Origin of the sequence: Cereibacter johrii (assembly GCF_001720585.1) — a bacterium.
Lineage (GTDB): Bacteria > Pseudomonadota > Alphaproteobacteria > Rhodobacterales > Rhodobacteraceae > Cereibacter_A > Cereibacter_A johrii.
The window spans coordinates 1-14,909 of record NZ_MABH01000227.1; the positions used below are offsets into that span (position 1 = coordinate 1).

The 14,909-nt window shown below is 70.0% G+C and carries 19 protein-coding genes and 1 pseudogene; 7 read left to right on the top strand and 13 right to left on the bottom strand.

All coding sequences use genetic code 11. The annotated features are described in order from the left end of the window. Positions 1–48: 48 nt before the first annotated feature. From A9O63_RS18880 to argH, 4 genes are read right to left on the bottom strand one after another with little or no spacing between them, the layout of a single operon-like run. Positions 49–366, bottom strand: coding sequence for a DUF2834 domain-containing protein (locus tag A9O63_RS18880; protein WP_069333292.1), 318 nt, complete (start codon positions 364–366; stop codon positions 49–51). A 1-nt stretch (position 367) separates the two neighbouring features. Beyond that, entirely contained in the window at positions 368–586 is a 219-nt protein-coding gene (locus A9O63_RS18885) for a hypothetical protein (protein WP_015921180.1), read from the bottom strand. Between the two features lie 5 nt (positions 587–591). Then, positions 592–741, bottom strand: a complete 150-nt coding sequence (locus A9O63_RS18890; RefSeq protein WP_069333293.1) for an argininosuccinate lyase — start codon at positions 739–741, stop codon at positions 592–594. Beyond that, a complete protein-coding gene (gene argH / locus A9O63_RS18895; RefSeq protein WP_002720909.1) occupies positions 738–2,153 on the bottom strand; it encodes an argininosuccinate lyase in 1,416 nt (471 codons plus the stop codon). The genes A9O63_RS18890 and argH overlap by 4 nt, the downstream gene beginning before the upstream one ends. 21 nt (positions 2,154–2,174) lie before the next feature. On the opposite strand from argH, the gene A9O63_RS18900 reads away from it, so the two are divergent. Both A9O63_RS18900 and mscL read left to right on the top strand, forming a co-directional pair. Next, positions 2,175–2,726 (top strand): TlpA family protein disulfide reductase, encoded by a 552-nt coding sequence (locus tag A9O63_RS18900; RefSeq protein WP_069333294.1) that lies wholly within the window; start codon positions 2,175–2,177, stop codon positions 2,724–2,726. Positions 2,727–3,173: 447 nt separating this feature from the next. Then, positions 3,174–3,614, top strand: coding sequence for a large conductance mechanosensitive channel protein MscL (gene mscL, locus A9O63_RS18905; RefSeq protein ID WP_084296057.1), 441 nt, complete (start codon positions 3,174–3,176; stop codon positions 3,612–3,614). Between the two features lie 276 nt (positions 3,615–3,890). Here mscL and ald read toward each other — a convergent pair whose 3' ends face one another. Continuing rightward, positions 3,891–5,009 carry an alanine dehydrogenase gene (gene ald, locus A9O63_RS18910; protein ID WP_069333295.1) on the bottom strand — a complete coding sequence of 373 codons (1,119 nt, stop codon included), beginning with the start codon at positions 5,007–5,009 and terminating at the stop codon, positions 3,891–3,893. A gap of 139 nt (positions 5,010–5,148) precedes the next feature. On the opposite strand from ald, the gene A9O63_RS18915 reads away from it, so the two are divergent. Continuing rightward, positions 5,149–5,607 carry an Lrp/AsnC family transcriptional regulator gene (locus tag A9O63_RS18915; protein ID WP_009561797.1) on the top strand — a complete coding sequence of 153 codons (459 nt, stop codon included), beginning with the start codon at positions 5,149–5,151 and terminating at the stop codon, positions 5,605–5,607. A gap of 37 nt (positions 5,608–5,644) precedes the next feature. Here the strand turns inward: A9O63_RS18915 and A9O63_RS18920 are convergent, their stop codons facing one another. The 4 genes from A9O63_RS18920 to rpsU all read right to left on the bottom strand — a co-directional run bounded on the left by A9O63_RS18920 (position 5,645) and on the right by rpsU (position 8,202). Beyond that, positions 5,645–6,259: a class I SAM-dependent methyltransferase gene (locus A9O63_RS18920; RefSeq protein ID WP_002720903.1), complete on the bottom strand. Its 615-nt coding sequence runs from the start codon at positions 6,257–6,259 to the stop codon at positions 5,645–5,647. Between the two features lie 23 nt (positions 6,260–6,282). Beyond that, a complete protein-coding gene (gene pssA, locus A9O63_RS18925; protein WP_069333296.1) occupies positions 6,283–7,020 on the bottom strand; it encodes a CDP-diacylglycerol--serine O-phosphatidyltransferase in 738 nt (245 codons plus the stop codon). A 3-nt stretch (positions 7,021–7,023) separates the two neighbouring features. Next, complete coding sequence (locus A9O63_RS18930; RefSeq protein ID WP_227471823.1) at positions 7,024–7,761, bottom strand: phosphatidylserine decarboxylase; 738 nt, start codon at positions 7,759–7,761, stop codon at positions 7,024–7,026. Positions 7,762–7,995: 234 nt separating this feature from the next. Beyond that, on the bottom strand, positions 7,996–8,202 hold the full coding sequence (rpsU, locus tag A9O63_RS18935; protein ID WP_002720900.1) for a 30S ribosomal protein S21: 207 nt from the start codon (positions 8,200–8,202) through the stop codon (positions 7,996–7,998). Between the two features lie 203 nt (positions 8,203–8,405). On the opposite strand from rpsU, the gene A9O63_RS18940 reads away from it, so the two are divergent. Next, the gene (locus tag A9O63_RS18940) at positions 8,406–9,098 is read left to right on the top strand and encodes a COQ9 family protein (protein ID WP_069333298.1); all 693 of its coding nucleotides are present in this window, start codon (positions 8,406–8,408) and stop codon (positions 9,096–9,098) included. Positions 9,099–9,223: 125 nt separating this feature from the next. Beyond that, positions 9,224–10,210 (top strand): NAD(P)H-quinone oxidoreductase, encoded by a 987-nt coding sequence (locus A9O63_RS18945; RefSeq protein ID WP_069333299.1) that lies wholly within the window; start codon positions 9,224–9,226, stop codon positions 10,208–10,210. Positions 10,211–10,483: 273 nt separating this feature from the next. On the opposite strand, the gene A9O63_RS18950 is transcribed toward A9O63_RS18945, so the two are convergent. Continuing rightward, complete coding sequence (locus A9O63_RS18950; RefSeq protein ID WP_069333300.1) at positions 10,484–11,104, bottom strand: ribonuclease T2 family protein; 621 nt, start codon at positions 11,102–11,104, stop codon at positions 10,484–10,486. A 121-nt stretch (positions 11,105–11,225) separates the two neighbouring features. Between A9O63_RS18950 and A9O63_RS18955 the strand changes: the two genes are divergently transcribed. After that, positions 11,226–11,981, top strand: a complete 756-nt coding sequence (locus A9O63_RS18955; protein ID WP_069333301.1) for a DUF1013 domain-containing protein — start codon at positions 11,226–11,228, stop codon at positions 11,979–11,981. A gap of 195 nt (positions 11,982–12,176) precedes the next feature. Beyond that, the gene (gene opgC, locus A9O63_RS18960) at positions 12,177–13,397 is read left to right on the top strand and encodes an OpgC domain-containing protein (RefSeq protein ID WP_069333302.1); all 1,221 of its coding nucleotides are present in this window, start codon (positions 12,177–12,179) and stop codon (positions 13,395–13,397) included. A gap of 80 nt (positions 13,398–13,477) precedes the next feature. On the opposite strand, the gene recR is transcribed toward opgC, so the two are convergent. The 3 genes and pseudogenes from recR to A9O63_RS18975 all read right to left on the bottom strand — a co-directional run. Then, a complete protein-coding gene (gene recR / locus A9O63_RS18965; RefSeq protein WP_002720894.1) occupies positions 13,478–14,077 on the bottom strand; it encodes a recombination mediator RecR in 600 nt (199 codons plus the stop codon). Between the two features lies 1 nt (position 14,078). Continuing rightward, on the bottom strand, positions 14,079–14,423 hold the full coding sequence (locus tag A9O63_RS18970) for a YbaB/EbfC family nucleoid-associated protein (RefSeq protein WP_069333303.1): 345 nt from the start codon (positions 14,421–14,423) through the stop codon (positions 14,079–14,081). Positions 14,424–14,435: 12 nt separating this feature from the next. Then, positions 14,436–14,909 (bottom strand): annotated as a pseudogene (locus A9O63_RS18975) (DNA polymerase III subunit gamma/tau); the annotation flags it as partial.

Genomic DNA, 14,909 nt, shown 5'->3' on the forward strand with positions numbered 1-14,909 from the left:
CGCGGCAGGGGCCGAAGCGCGCGCGGTCGGGCGGTCGGGCGGTCGGGCTCAGGCCGCGGGGCGCGAGCGCAGGAACAGGTAGAGCGGCAGGCCGCAGGACACGCCGATCAGGAAGGTGGCGGGGATGGCCACCAGCGCGAGCCAGTCCTTTCGCGAGACGCTCTCGGCCAGCACCCAGACGGTGAGGGTGACGGCGGCGATGGTCAGGTCCCAGACGAGGCCCGTGGTCGAGGCATTCACATACCAGGCATCGATCAGGCCGCCGAACCCTTCGCCCGTCGTCACCATGTAGCGGACGAAGTGATACATCGGATGGGTGGCGCCCCAGAGGGCCAGGGCGAGGAAGACGAGGCGCAGGGGGGACATGTCAGAAGGCTCCTCCGACGGCGACGCCCACATTGCCGATGCCCGTGCCCACCGAGGCGCCGTAGGGGGACACACCGACGCGGGTCGCCCCCACCCGCGTCGACATGCGCGGATGGACGCTGACGCCGCCCGGCCCGACCCCCACGCCCATCCCGAGATGCGGCGCGTTCGGATCGCTGCAGGCGGCCAGCAGGGCGAACAGGACGAGCGCCCGGATCATCGCGATCAGTTGCTCCGGATGCCGATTTCGGCGGTGCCGCCGATGGAAAGGCCCGGCGGGACCGTCACCGGCTGATCGGTGCCGGGGCGGAGCGGCGGGCCGTCGACGCCGCATCCGGCAAGGGCCAGAAGACCGAGGATCAGCGGAACTTTCATGCGGCATCTCCCAGAAGCTCTTTCCAGCGCGCGGCCTGCGCGCGGACATTGTCGGGTGCGGTGCCGCCGTAGGAGGTGCGGCTGCGCACGGAATTCTCGACGCCGAGGACGGCGAACACATCCTCGCGGATGCCCGGATGCACCTCCTGCATCTCGGCGAGCGAGAGATCGGGCAGGTCGCAGCCCCGCGCCTCGGCACGGGCCACGAGCGTGCCCGTCACATGATGGGCGTCACGGAACGGCAGGTTCAGCTCACGCACCAGCCAGTCGGCGAGATCGGTCGCCGTCGAGAAGCCCGAGGCCGCGGCGGCGGCGAGACTTTCGCGGTTGGCCTGCATGTCGCCCACCATGCCGGTCATGGCGGCAAGCCCCAGCATCAGCGTGTCGGCCGCGTCGAAGACCTGCTCCTTGTCTTCCTGCATGTCCTTGGAATAGGTCAGCGGCAGGCCCTTCATCACGGTGAAGAGCGCGACGGCCGCACCCAGCACCCGGCCCATCTTGGCCCGCAGCAGTTCCGCCGCATCGGGGTTCTTCTTCTGCGGCATGATCGACGAGCCGGTGGTCCAGCGGTCCGACAGGCGCACGAAGCGGAACTGGGCCGAGGACCAGATCACGAGCTCTTCCGCGAAGCGCGACAGGTGCAGGGCGCAGATCGCCGAGGCCGACAGGAACTCGAGCGCGAAGTCGCGGTCCGAGACCGAATCGAGGCTGTTGGCGGTGGGCCGGTCGAAGCCGAGCGCCGCCGCCGTCATGTGCCGGTCGATGGGAAAGCCCGTGCCGGCCAGCGCCGCCGCGCCCAGGGGGCATTCGTTCATCCGGGCGCGGGCATCCACGAAGCGCGAACGGTCGCGGGCCAGCATCTCGACATAGGCCAGCATGTGATGGCCCCAGGTGACGGGCTGCGCGGTCTGCAGATGCGTGAAGCCCGGCATCACCCAGTCGGCCCCCGCCTCGGCCTGCGCGAGGAAGGCCCGCATCAGCGCCTCGATCCCCGAAATGGCCGCATCGCACTGGTCGCGGACCCACAGACGGAAATCGACCGCCACCTGATCGTTGCGCGAGCGTGCCGTGTGCAGCCGCCCCGCGGGCTCGCCGATCAGCTCCTTCAGGCGGGCCTCCACATTCATGTGGATGTCCTCGAGCTCGACCCGGAAGGGGAAGCCGCCGGCCTCGATCTCTGACAAAACGGTGAGAAGGCCTTCCCCGATGGCCTCGGCATCCCTAGAAGTCAGGATGCCCTGCGCCGCGAGCATCGCGGCATGGGCCCGCGAGCCGCGGATATCCTGCGCGTAGAGCCGCTTGTCGAACCCGATCGAGGCATTGATCGCCTGCATGATCGCGTCGGGGCCCGCGGCGAAGCGGCCGCCCCACATGGCGTTGGCGGCGGAGGAGGGATCGGGCGCGTCGGACATGGGAAGCCTTCGGGAGGTGGAATGCTGCGTCTGCTGTTTGCCGTGATCTACACGGCCTTGACCTTCGGTGCAAACGGCGTGGCGGCGGCCCCGGCCGATGCCGAGGCCCTTCTGGCGGGCGACATGAAGAAGCTCGTGATCCATGCCGAGCCGAAGCCGCTGCCCGAGGTCACCCTCGCCGGTCTCGACGACGGTGCCGCGTCGCTCTCCGACTGGCGCGGGCGCTGGGTGGTGGCGAACTTCTGGGCCACCTGGTGCGCGCCCTGCCGCGAAGAGATGCCGACGCTCGACCGGCTCGCGGCCGAGATGGGGGGGCCGCAGTTCGCGGTGGTGACGGTCGCCACCGGGCGCAATGCCGTGCCAGCGATCCGCAAGTTCTTCGACGAGGCCGGGGTGACGCACCTGCCCGCGCTGCGCGATCCGAAATCGGCGCTCGCCCGGCAGATCGGGGTGATGGGACTGCCGGTGACGCTGGTCATCGACCCCGAGGGCCGCGAGGTGGCGCGGCTGATCGGCGACGCCGACTGGGACTCGCCCGAAGCCATGGCCGTGCTGCGCGCGATGATGGACTAGGCGCCGTCCCGGCACGGCAGGCGCCTTCCGGTCCGCGCAGAGGGCGGTCCTCCCTCGAGTGCCCTGCCTTCGGGGCTGGAACCGGTCCCCGGTGCCTCTGCCATCCGCCGCCTGTCCGAACGCCGCGGGTCCGCGGGCCTGGCCGCCCTTTCGTCGGCGCGGGGCGCACCGCGCGCTGACGGACCCGCGCCTTCACCTGCTCTCTTGTCTCGGCGCCCCGGAGATGGGCATTCTGGCCCTGTTTCCGCGTGTGAGGGTGCAGTCGAGGGCGTCAGCCGATCCGGGCCGGATGTTGCACCGCCATGCGGTCCGTCGCCGGCCTGCGGCCTGTGCATGGCGCAGGAGAGGCAACCCCCGGGCGGAGCAGAGAGGCAGGCGGTCCGCCTGCCCGGGCGCAAGCGAGACGCCGGAGGCAAGGCCCCGGCCGGGACAGGAAGGAAGACGCGCATGAGCATATTGGACGAGTTCAAGTCCTTCATCGCGAAGGGCAATGTGATGGACATGGCCGTCGGCATCATCATCGGCGCGGCCTTCACCGGCATCGTCTCGAGCCTGGTGGCCGATCTCATCAACCCGATCATCGGCCTCATCACCGGGGGCATCGACTTCTCGAACCTGTTCGTGAACCTGGGCGACGGCGACTATGCGAGCCTCGCGGCCGCGCGCGACGCGGGCGCTCCGGTCTTTGCCTATGGCTCGTTCATCACCGCGGTCATCAATTTCCTCATCATCGCCTGGGTCGTGTTCCTGCTGGTGAAGATCGTGAACCGGGTGAAGGACGCGGCCATCCGCAAGAGCGCCAAGGAGGCCGAAGCGGCGCCCGCGGGCCCGACGCAGGAGCAACTGCTGGCCGAGATCCGCGACCTGCTGAAACGCAGCGCCGCCTGAGCGGCAGGAAAGCCGGGGGTGACGGTCGCGCCCACCGGTCGAGCGCGGTGCCATGATCCTGGGTCACCCATGGCCGACAGGGCCCGGAGGCGCGGGCACCGGATCGGCCGTATCGGAGCCCTGCGCCGGCATCTGTGGGGGCGGCCCGACCATGCCGTCCGGGAAGGTTCCCTGCGGCGCTTGCGGTCGAAAGGCGGCTCTGGATCCTTGTGACCTTCAGGCCGGAGGGGCCGAGAAGCCGGGGGCGGAGCGCCGGGGACGGCGCTCCGGAAGGGCTCACATCTTCAGGGCCAGTTGCGGCGAGAGCACGTCGATCTCGAGCGCCCGGCCCACAGCGTAGTAGGTCAGGTGGCCGGCGTGGGTGTTGAGGCCCGCCAGAAGATGCGGGTCCTCCTCGCAGGCGCGCTTCCAGCCCTTGTCCGCGAGGGCGAGGAGGAAGGGCATGGTGGCGTTGCCGAGGGCCAGCGTCGAGGTGCGGGCGACGGCTCCCGGCATGTTGGCCACGCAGTAGTGCATCACCCCGTCCACCTCGTAGATCGGATCCTGATGCGTCGTCGGCCGCGAGGTCTCGAAGCAGCCGCCCTGGTCGATCGCCACATCCACGATGGCCGCCCCCGGCTTCATCGTGCCGAGCTGCGCGCGGCTCACGAGCTTCGGGGCCGCCGCGCCGGGGATGAGCACCGCCCCGATCACGAGATCGGCCGCCGTCACCAGTTCGGCCGTGGTGCCGCTCGAGGCGTAGGCGGTGCGGAAGAGCGTGCCGAAGGCCTCGTCGAGCGCCCGGAGCCGGGGCAGCGAGCGGTCGAGCACGGTCACATCCGCCCCCATTCCGGCCGCGATCCGCGCGGCATGGGTACCGACCACGCCGCCGCCGATTACCACGACCTTCGCGGGCCCCACGCCGGGCACGCCGCCCAGAAGCACGCCGCGCCCGCCGTTGGCCTTCTGCAGCGTCCAGGCGCCGACCTGCGGCGCGAGCCGCCCCGCCACCTCGGACATGGGCGCGAGCAGCGGCAGGCCGCCCCGGCCATCCGTCACCGTCTCGTAGGCGATGGCAGTCACGCCAGAGGCCATCAGGTCGCGCGTCTGCTCGGGGTCGGGCGCCAGATGGAGATAGGTGAAGAGAAGCTGGCCCTCGCGGAGCCGGCGGCGCTCGACCGGCTGCGGCTCCTTCACCTTCACGATCAGCTCCGCCTCGGCGAAGAGCTGTTCGGCGGTATCGACGAGGCGCGCGCCGGCGGCGCGGTAATCCTCGTCGGAAAATCCTGCGCCGGCGCCGGCCCCGGCCTCGACGAGCACCTCGTGCCCGTGACTTGCGGCCTCACGCGCGGCATGGGGCGTGAGGCCCACGCGGAATTCCTGCGGCTTGATCTCCTTCGGGCAACCGATCCTCATCGCTTTCCTCCCTGTGCGATTTTCTCTCAGGATGCACCCGGAGCACGGGCGGTGCTTTGAAAAGGTGCGTGACGACGCCGGGGCAGGGCGGTAGGTTCTTTCGCAGACCGCCCCTTGAGCCGAAGAAGATTGCATCCGAATGGAACTTGACGCGACAGACCGCCGAATCCTGACCGTCCTGCAGAAGCAGGGCCGCATCACCAATGCGGACCTGTCCGAGCGGGTGAACCTCTCGCCCTCGGCCTGCCACCGGCGGGTGCAGCGGCTGGAGGAGGAGGGCTATATCGCGGGCTATGTGGCGCTGCTCGACGCCCGCAAGCTCGCGCGGCCGACCACGGTCTTCGTCGAGATCACGCTGCAGGGGCAGGCCGACGATCTGCTCGACCGGTTCGAGCGCGAGGTGGCGCGCGTGCCCGACATCCTCGAATGTCACCTGATGGCGGGGACGGCGGACTATCTGCTGAAGATCGTGGCGCAGGATACCGAGGATTTCGCGCGCATCCACCGCCAGTATCTGTCGCGGCTGCCGGGTGTGGCGCAGATGCATTCGAGCTTCGCGCTGCGCACCGTGTTCAAGACGACGGCGATCCCGGTCTGAGACGGTCCCGCGCCGCGGACGGCGCGGGCGGAGCGGATCAGCGGCGCTGGAAGCGCAGGAAGGTGAAGAGGCCGCCGGGGCTCATCGGGGTCTGCTCGACCACCTCGAGGCGCGGATCGGCCGTCACGCGCTCGATCGCGAAGTCGGAATGCCAGCCCAGCGTGTTCTCGAACCGCGCCAGCGCCTTCTCGACGGCGGCGAGCGGGCCCTTGTCGCGCGCGAAATGGTTCACGATCACCACCTCGCCGCCCTTGCGGCAGACGCGCGCCATCTCCGAGACCACGCGCTCGGGTTCGGGGACGACCGAGACGAGGAACATGGCCACGACCGTGTCGAAGGTCTCGTCGGGGAAGTCGAGCTCGCGCGCATCCATCTGGCGCAGCTCCTTGACCGGCTCGAGGCCCATCTCCTCGACCTTCTCGCGGGCTCGGGCCAGCATCTCGTGCGAGAAGTCGATCCCCGTCACGGCCACGCGGTGGCTGTAGAGCGGCAGCGACAGGCCCGTGCCCACGCCCACCTCGAGCACGCGGCCGCCGCGGGCGTTCACATGGGCCGCCGTGCGGCGCCGCGGGCTCTCGCTCACCTTGCCGAAGCTGAAGTCATAGATCGGCGCCCAGCGTTTGTAGCTCCGGCTTACCGCGTCAAGTTCCATCCGTCCGTCCCTCTTCCGTTGTCTCAGGAGCGCCAGCGGCGCAGGTAGGTCACGATCGCGGCGCCGGTCACCACCAGATAGACCAGCCCGACCAGCACCATCAGCAGCCAGAAGCGCGTGACGAGCAGGCCGATCACGATGACCGTGCCGATCAGCACGAAGATCGCCTTGTCGCGCGGGATGCGCATCGACTTGGGCGAGATGGTGGGAATGCGGCTCGTCATCATGAGGCCCACCAGCGCGAGATAGATGCCGTAGGCCACGGGGAAGTCGCGGGCGTCGATCAGGCCCTGCAGCGACATGAAGACCGGGAGCAGCGCCAGAAGCGCGCCGCCCGGAGCGGGAACGCCCGTGAAATGCGGCTTGGTGCCGGGCGGCAGGGGCGTGTCGCGGTTGATGTTGAAGCGCGCAAGCCGCAGGCAGCCGCAGATCGTGTAGACGAGGACGAAGATCCAGCTCGTGGAATAGGTGCCCGCCAGCGCATATTGGAAGACGAGAAGTCCGGGCGTCACGCCGAAGTTCAGGAAATCCGACAGCGAGTCGAGCTCGGCCCCGAAGCTCGACTGCGCATTGAGACGCCGGGCGATCAGCCCGTCCAGCCCGTCGATGGCGGCGGCGAAGACGATCAGCATCGCGGCCAGATCGAAGCGGCCCACCATGATGAAGCGGATCGCCGTGAGCCCCGCGCAGAGCCCGGTGATCGTCACCAGGTTCGGCAGCAGCATCAGGATCGGCAGGGTCCGGTCGTCGCGCCGCAGCATGGCTCAGCGCGCCGCGCCGGTGCGGCGCGCCTCCGGGCTGGTGAGGTCGGCAAGCACGGTCTCGCCCGAGGTCATGACCTGACCGAGGCAGACGAGCGGCTGCACGCCCTCGGGCAGGTAGACGTCGAGCCGCGAGCCGAAGCGGATCATCCCGAACCGCTCGCCCGTCAGCAGCGGCGTGCCCTCGCGCACCTCGCAGAGGATCCGGCGCGCGACGAGGCCCGCGATCTGGACGACGGCGATCTGCCGGCCGTCGGCGAGACGGATCGCCAGCGCATTGCGCTCGTTGTCCTCGCTTGCCTTGTCGAGCGAGGCGTTCAGGAACTTGCCCGGACGATAGGCGACGGCCGTCACCGTGCCGCCGATGGGCGCGCGGTTCACATGGCAGTCGAAGACGCTCATGAAGACCGAGACGCGGGTCATGGGCGTGGGGCCCATGCCGAGCTCGGCCGGCGGCACGGCAGGCTCGATCAGCGACACGACACCGTCGGCCGGGCTCACGATCAGCCCCTCGCGCGTCGGCGTGACGCGGACCGGGTCGCGGAAGAAGTAGTAGCACCAGACCGTGAGGCCCACGCCGATCCAGCCGAGCGGCTCCCAGATCAGGAACAGCACGAGCGTGACGGCTGCGAAGATGGCGACGAACTTGGTGCCCTCGCGGTGCATCGGCTTGATGAAGGTCGAGAGCAGGTCAATCGCCATGGAGGAGGTGCCTTCTGACTTGGGGCTTGGTCTTGCGATAGGTACGGTCGTCGGTCGGGGCAGGGGCCCCGGGGGTCGGGCCAGACAGGCCGCGCGACGCGGGCCCTGTCAAGGTTAACGCGGATAAAACCATCCGGCTCCCGCATTGCAACCCTTGGTGGCGATGCTCCGCCGCGCGCCTGTGCCGCACCCGAAAGAAAAACCCCCGACACTTGCGCGACGGGGGTCCGATGGCGGCGAGCCCGAGGGCCCGCCCAGCTTCGCGCTGACGTCTCAGAGAGCGCCTTCGCGCTGCGCCTTCTTGCGCGCGAGCTTGCGCGCACGGCGGACCGCTTCGGCTTGCTCACGGGCGCGCTTGACGGAGGGTTTCTCGAAATGCTGCTTGAGCTTCATTTCGCGGAACACGCCTTCGCGCTGGAGCTTTTTCTTGAGGGCCCGGAGGGCCTGTTCGACGTTGTTGTCGCGGACGCTGACCTGCATGTGGTTGTCACCACCTTCCTAGGTTAGAGTTGCAAGAGTAGCAGGTCGGGCGCCTATAACAGAGACGGGTGGGGCTGTCCACCTCCCGCGGCCCCGGTCCGGGCAGGCGGGACACTGGACGCACTGGACAAGCGGACCAGTTCTCCGTCAGCAGGGGCGGACAGGAGATCCTCCCGCGCGCAGGGAACCGGAAAGGAAACGCCATGGATACACGCGACGGAAACGAGAAGACCCGCGACGCCATCCTCGACGCGGCGGTGATGCATGTGCCCTTCGACGGCTGGTCGGAAACCACGCTGCGGGCCGCGATCCGCGATTCGGGCGTGGCGCCGGGGCTGGCGCGCGCGCTCTTTCCGCGCGGCGGGGTGGATCTCGCGCTGGCCTACCACCGGCGCGGCGACGAGCGGATGCTCGAGAAGGCGGCGGCCGCGGATCTGGGAGCCCTGCGCTATTCCGAGCGGGTGGCGGCGCTGATCCGCTTCCGGCTCGAGGCGGTCGAGGACAAGGAACTGGTCCGGCGCGGCTCGACCCTCTTCAGCCTGCCGCAGCATGCGGGTGACGGGGCGCGCGCGCTCTGGGGCACCGCCGACCGGATCTGGACGGCTCTGGGCGACAGCTCGCGCGACCTGAACTGGTACACGAAGCGGGCGACGCTCTCGGCGGTCTATGCGGCGACCGTGCTCTACTGGCTGGGCGACGATACGCCCGGACATTATGCCACCTGGGAATTCCTCGACCGCCGCATCGCCGACGTGCTGCGCTTCGAGAAGATGAAGACCGAGGCGCAGCGCAACCCGCTCCTGCGCGCCGTGACGGCAGGACCGCGGATGGTGATGCGCCGTGTCCATGCCCCCGCTCCCCCGGCCGATGTGCCGGGCCGGTCGAACCGCTTCTGAGGACAGACCCGGACGCGCCTCCGGCGGCCGCCCGGAGGCGCGGGCGCCCCGGGATGCGGCCTCAGCCGCCAGACAGCTCCGGGCCGGATCGCCGCCGGTCCTGCCCCCCAATCGAGGAGATCCGCGTGAGCCTGCCCGAGACGATGCGTGCCATCGAGATCAGCCGACCCGGAGGGCCTGAGGTCCTGCGCCCCGCCACGGTGCCGGTCCCGGTGCCCGGCCACGGCCAGATCCTGATCCGCGTGGCCTATGCCGGGGTCAACCGACCCGATGCACTGCAGCGCGCGGGTGCCTATGCGCCTCCGCCCGGGGCCTCGCCGCTGCCGGGGCTCGAGGCCTCGGGCACGGTCGCGGCGGTGGGTCCGGGCGTCACCCGCTGGCGGGTGGGCGAGGAGGTCTGCGCCCTGCTGCCGGGCGGCGGCTATGCCGACTATGCGGTGACCCCGGCCGACCACGCGCTGCCGGTGCCGTCGGGGCTGACCCTGCGCGAGGCCGCCTGCCTGCCCGAGACCTGCTTCACCGTCTGGTCGAACGTGGCGCTCCGCGGCGGACTGCGCGCGGGCGAGCGCTTCCTCGTCCATGGCGGCTCGTCGGGGATCGGCACCACCGCGATCCAGCTGGCCGCGGCCTTGGGCGCCCGCGTCTTCGCCACCGCCGGCTCCGAGGAGAAATGCGCGGCCTGCCGGGCGCTCGGGGCGGAACGGGCGATCAACTACCGCGAGGAGGATTTCGTGGCCGTGCTCAAGGCCGAGGGCGGCGCGGACCTGATCCTCGACATGGTGGGCGGCAGCTACCTGCCGCGCAACGTCAAGGCGCTTGCGACCGAGGGGCGGCTGGTGCAGATCGCCTTCCTCGAGGGCACGAAGGTGGAGCTGAACTTCGCCGAGGTGATGATGCGCCGGCTGACGATCACTGGCTCCACGCTCCGGCCGCAGAGCGATCTGGCCAAGGCCCGCTATGCCCGCGACATCGAGACGCAGGTCTGGCCGCTGGTCGCGCGCGGCGCGCTGCGCCCGGTGATGGACAGCGAATTCCCGCTCGAGCAGGCCGCCGAGGCGCATGCCCGCATGGAAGGCTCGTCCCACATCGGCAAGATCGTCCTGAAACTCTGAACCGGACCGGCCCGGGGGAGCCGGAGGCGGGGGCATCGAACCCCCGCCTCCGGCGCTGCCGCCCGCCAGCCTTCTCCCCGCTGCCCCCGGGTGCCCGCCATCCCCGGCGGCTCCACAAGGCCAGCCCTCAGCAGCCTCCCGGCGCCCTCCCGGCATCCGCCCGCAGCGCGGCGTCGAACGCCCGGCCTCACCCTTCTCCCATTCACTCTGCCCAAATATCCCGGGGGTCCGGGGGCAGCGCCCCCGGCCTTCCTCCGCCACGAAAACGACCGCCTAGGGCCGGTCCATCTTCGCGAGCGGCAGCGGGCAATCCTGCCGCGCATCGGGCGCGCAGGGGCGGAAATCCAGATCCTTCGTCAGGCAGATCCGCACCTCCTGCACATGGCCCGCCTCGCAGGCCACGGTGATGCCCTCGGGAGCGAGGCCCGGATTGGCCTCGGTGAAGGCCTCTTCGAGCACGCGGGGCGGCAGCGAGATGTCCTCGGACAGGCGCCGGAGCGGCTCGGGGACCGCGACGCGCTCCACCGCCCGGCGCATCAGCGCGAAATAATCCGTGGCCGGCAGGCCTGCGCAGCGGCCGTGCTTCTTCCACTGGTGCCAGGCGAGCCCCGGCGCGATCAGATCCGCCATGCCGGCCGTCTCGCGCCGCGACGGATCGCGCTCGGTCGTCAGGCAGAAGGCGGGCCAGCCCTGCTCGCGCTGCGGCCAGAGCCCGTGGAGCACGAAGCCGCGGCCCCAGGTGCATTCCTCGGCCCCGCGCGCCTCGCCCTCGAGCGCGCACCAGGTGGGCTCCCAGCTCAGCGCAAGGATGTAATGCGTGAAATCCCCCGCCCGGTCGTGGTCGGCCAGTGCGGGAGCCGCAGCCAGCGCAAGCGTGAAGGCCAGCAGACGCATTTTCACTTCCCCTCGCGGTGGAACGGCATTATATGCCAGCGTGAACTTCCCGAAAACGAGAAGACGCGGCCCGGCCGCAGCCGTTTTCCCGGCATGGTGAAGATTTGCAGAGGATCGTCCGATGAACAAGCCGCTGATGTCCAAGGCCACCGCCGTCTGGCTGATCGACAACACCACCCTCTCGTTCCGCCAGATCGCCGATTTCTGCGGAATGCACGAGCTCGAAGTGCAGGGCATCGCCGATGGTGACGTGGCGACCGGCGTGAAGGGGTTCGATCCCGTCGCCAACAACCAGCTCGACGGGATCGAGATCGAGAAGGGTCAGCGCGACCCGCTCTACAGGATGAAGCTCAAGTTCAACCCCGCCGCCGTCGGCGAGGAGAAGCGCCGCGGCCCGCGCTACACGCCGCTCTCCAAGCGGCAGGACCGGCCGGCGGCGATCCTGTGGCTGGTGAAGTTCCACCCCGAATTGTCCGACGGCGCCATCGCCAAGCTCGTGGGCACCACCAAGCCCACCATCCAGTCGATCCGCGAGCGCACCCACTGGAACATCGGCTCGATCCAGCCGATCGATCCGGTCGCCCTCGGCCTCTGCCGCCAGACCGAGCTCGACGCGGCCGTGCAGCAGGCGGCCCGCCGCAAGGCCGCCGAAGGCGTGGTGATGAGCGACGACGAGCGGCGCAAGCTCGTCTCCACCGAACAGTCGCTCTCGATGCCGGACGAGCCGCGGATGCCCTCGGGCCTCGCGGGTCTCGAGCAGTTCGGCCGCAGCGACGAGGAAAAGCGTCCCGCCGATTTCTCGGATGCCGATTCCTTCTTCAATCTGCCGCACGGCGACGATGCGGACGAGGAAGAAGACGAGGATCCGACCCGCTGATCGGCAGTCTGCCGCTCATTCTGCGGCGCAGCGTGTTTTCGCATTGATGGGGGCGCTTCGATGAGCGACCACGGGAACAACCGCCTTTGGGCGGTTGTTCCCGTTTGAGCCGCTTCGTTTGATGTAGCCATTTCCCACCCGGCAGGGGGCTCCGCCACTTCTGGTCGCGTAGCCGCCCCCAATGCAGGACCGACCATGCCGCCCACTTCTTCCCGGAGTTCCACCACGCGCATCAACGGCGTGGACGTGACCCGCTCGCTCGCGATCATGCTGGCCATGCTGAGCCACACGCTGATCCAGTTCGACATCTTCGAGGCCTGGCACGGCCCGACAGCCACCTTCACCCGCTTCGCGATCCAGACGGCGCCCGTGACCTTCATCTGCCTGTTCGGCGCGATGCTCGAGATCGTCTACGCGCCGCGCTTCGCCGCGGGTGGGGCCGAGGCCGCCACCCGGCAGCTCTGGACGCGGGCACTGCAATGCTACCTGCTGTATGCGCTGACGGTGATCGCGCTGCATGTCTCGGGCGGGCAGTCGCTTGGCTACACGATCCGCTGCCTCCTGATGCTGGGCGTGACGCCCTATGCGGACATCCTGAAGTTCTACGCCTTGGCCCTTCTCGCCGCGCCCTTGCTCCTGCGGATGCGGCTCCGCCACGGGCTCGGAGCGGTGCTTCTCTTTGCGGTGGCGGTGCCGGCCGCCCATCCGCTGCTGGCCCAGCTGCCGGAGCCGCCGTTGCTCTTCGGGCGCGACTACCTCCTGAAGCCCGCGAGCTTCCTCTACGGCGGCACCAGCGAGGCGGGCGGCCCGTCGGTGCTGCACGGTCTCGCGCTGGTCGCGGCGGGCATGATCCTCGGGCGCGGCGTGCGGCTCCTCCTGTCCGCGGAGCCCGCCGAGCGGCGGCGCGGCGGGCTCGTGCTCGGGCTGATGCTGGCCACGACCGCCGGGGCCTCGGCGGCGATGTGGAATTGGCAGGCGCCCTACGAGACCGTCGTGGCGATCGCCGACATGAGCCTGCGCAACGACAACCATCCGATCTATGCCGCCATCGGCCTCACGGCCACGCTGCTCGAGGTGCTGCTGGCGGTGCTGCTCTTCGACCGGCTGGGGCGACGGTGGGGCAAGCCCGTTCTGTTCCTCGGGCGCACCAGTCTCTTCACCTTCTCCTTCGGCAACATCCTGCTCTATCTCGCGCCCGAGCGGCTGCCCGCGGTGGGAGACGGCCTGCCGCTCGCGCTTGTCTTCTTCGCGATCATGCTCGGGCAGAGCTGGCTCTTCCTGCGGCTGATGACCCCGGTCTCGCCCGAGGCGAGCCGGGTCTGGACGCGCATCGCGACGGGTTTCCAGCGCCTCGTGCGGGGGATGCAGCGCCCCGTGGACCGGACCGTCTCGCGGCTCGTGCCCGCAAACGGATGACCCTCGCCCGAGAGCGGCGGGGGATCCGACAGGGCCGGGGGCCGCGCGGTTCGGGGCAGAGACGGTCCGTAGCCGGCCCCTCAGAACCGCCGGCGGGCGCGGAGAGCGGCACCGATGGTGCCGTCGTCGAGATAGTCGAGCTCGCCGCCGATGGGCACGCCCTGCGCCAGCGACGTGACCTGCACGCCCGAAGGCTCGAGCACGTCGGCGATGTAATGGGCGGTCGTCTGGCCGTCCACCGTGGCATTGAGCGCGAGGATCACCTCGGAGATACCCTCCTCGCGCACCCGCTCGGCGAGGCGGGGGATGCGCAGCTCCTCGGGGCCCACCGAATCCAGCGCCGAGAGCACACCGCCCAGCACATGATAGCGGCCGCGGAAGGCCCCCGCGCGCTCGAGCGCCCAGAGGTCGGCCACATCTTCCACCACGCAGAGCTCGCCCGTGGCGCGGCGCTCGTCGCGGCAGATCCCGCAGAGATCGGCATTCGTGATATTGCCGCAGCGCACGCAGTCGCGCGCGCTGGTCGCGACCTCGGCCATGGCCTGTGCCAGAGGGGCCATGACGGCCCCCCGCTTCTTCAGCATCAGCAGCACCGCCCGGCGGGCGGAGCGGGGCCCGAGCCCCGGCAGCCGCGCCATCAGCTCGATCAGACGCTCGATGTCGCCGGGGGCTTCGGCCATGTCAGAAGGGCAGCTTCATGCCCGGCGGCAGGCCGAGGCCTTCCGTCAGCTTGCCCATCTCTTCCTTGGCCCGTTCCGAGGCCTTGGACTGGGCATCCTTGATCGCGGCGAGGATCAGATCCTCGACCACTTCCTTTTCCGAGGCGACGAAGATCGACGGGTCGATCTCGAGGCCGGTCAGCTCGCCCTTCGCGGTCGCCGTGGCGCGCACGAGACCCGCGCCCGATTCGCCCACGACCGTCATGCTGCCCAGGTCTTCCTGCAGCTGCGCCATCTTCTCCTGGAATCCCTGCGCGGCCTTCATCATCTTGGCCATGTCGCCAAGACCGCCCAAACCCTTCAGCATTCGTTGCTCCTCTCAATTGTCCTCGAACGGGTCCCACTCGTCCTCGACCTCGGGCAGAGCCTCGGCCGCGGCCTGTTCCTCGAGCTTGCGGATCTCGGCGATCCGCGCGCCCGGGAAGGCGGCCATCACCGCCTGGACGAGCGGGTTTTCCAGTGCGCGCGCCTCTTCTTCAAGGCGCCCCTTGTCGCGCTCTTCGGCAAGTGTCGGCGCCCCGCCGCCCGAGACGACCGAGATGCCCCAGCGCCCGCCGGTCCAGCCCTGCAGCCGCTGCGACAGCCGGGCGGCAAGGTCGGGGGCGGCGTCGGGCGCGGGTTCGAACTCGATCCGGCCCGGGGCGAAGCGGACGAGCCGCACGCCGGTCTCGACCTCGTAAAGCAGCTTCATGTCGCGCTTCTGCCGGATCAGCTCGACCATCTGCTCGAAGCTCTGGCAGGGGAAGGCGCCCGGGGCGAGCGCCACGGCCGTGGCGGCGCCCGAGGGCTGCGG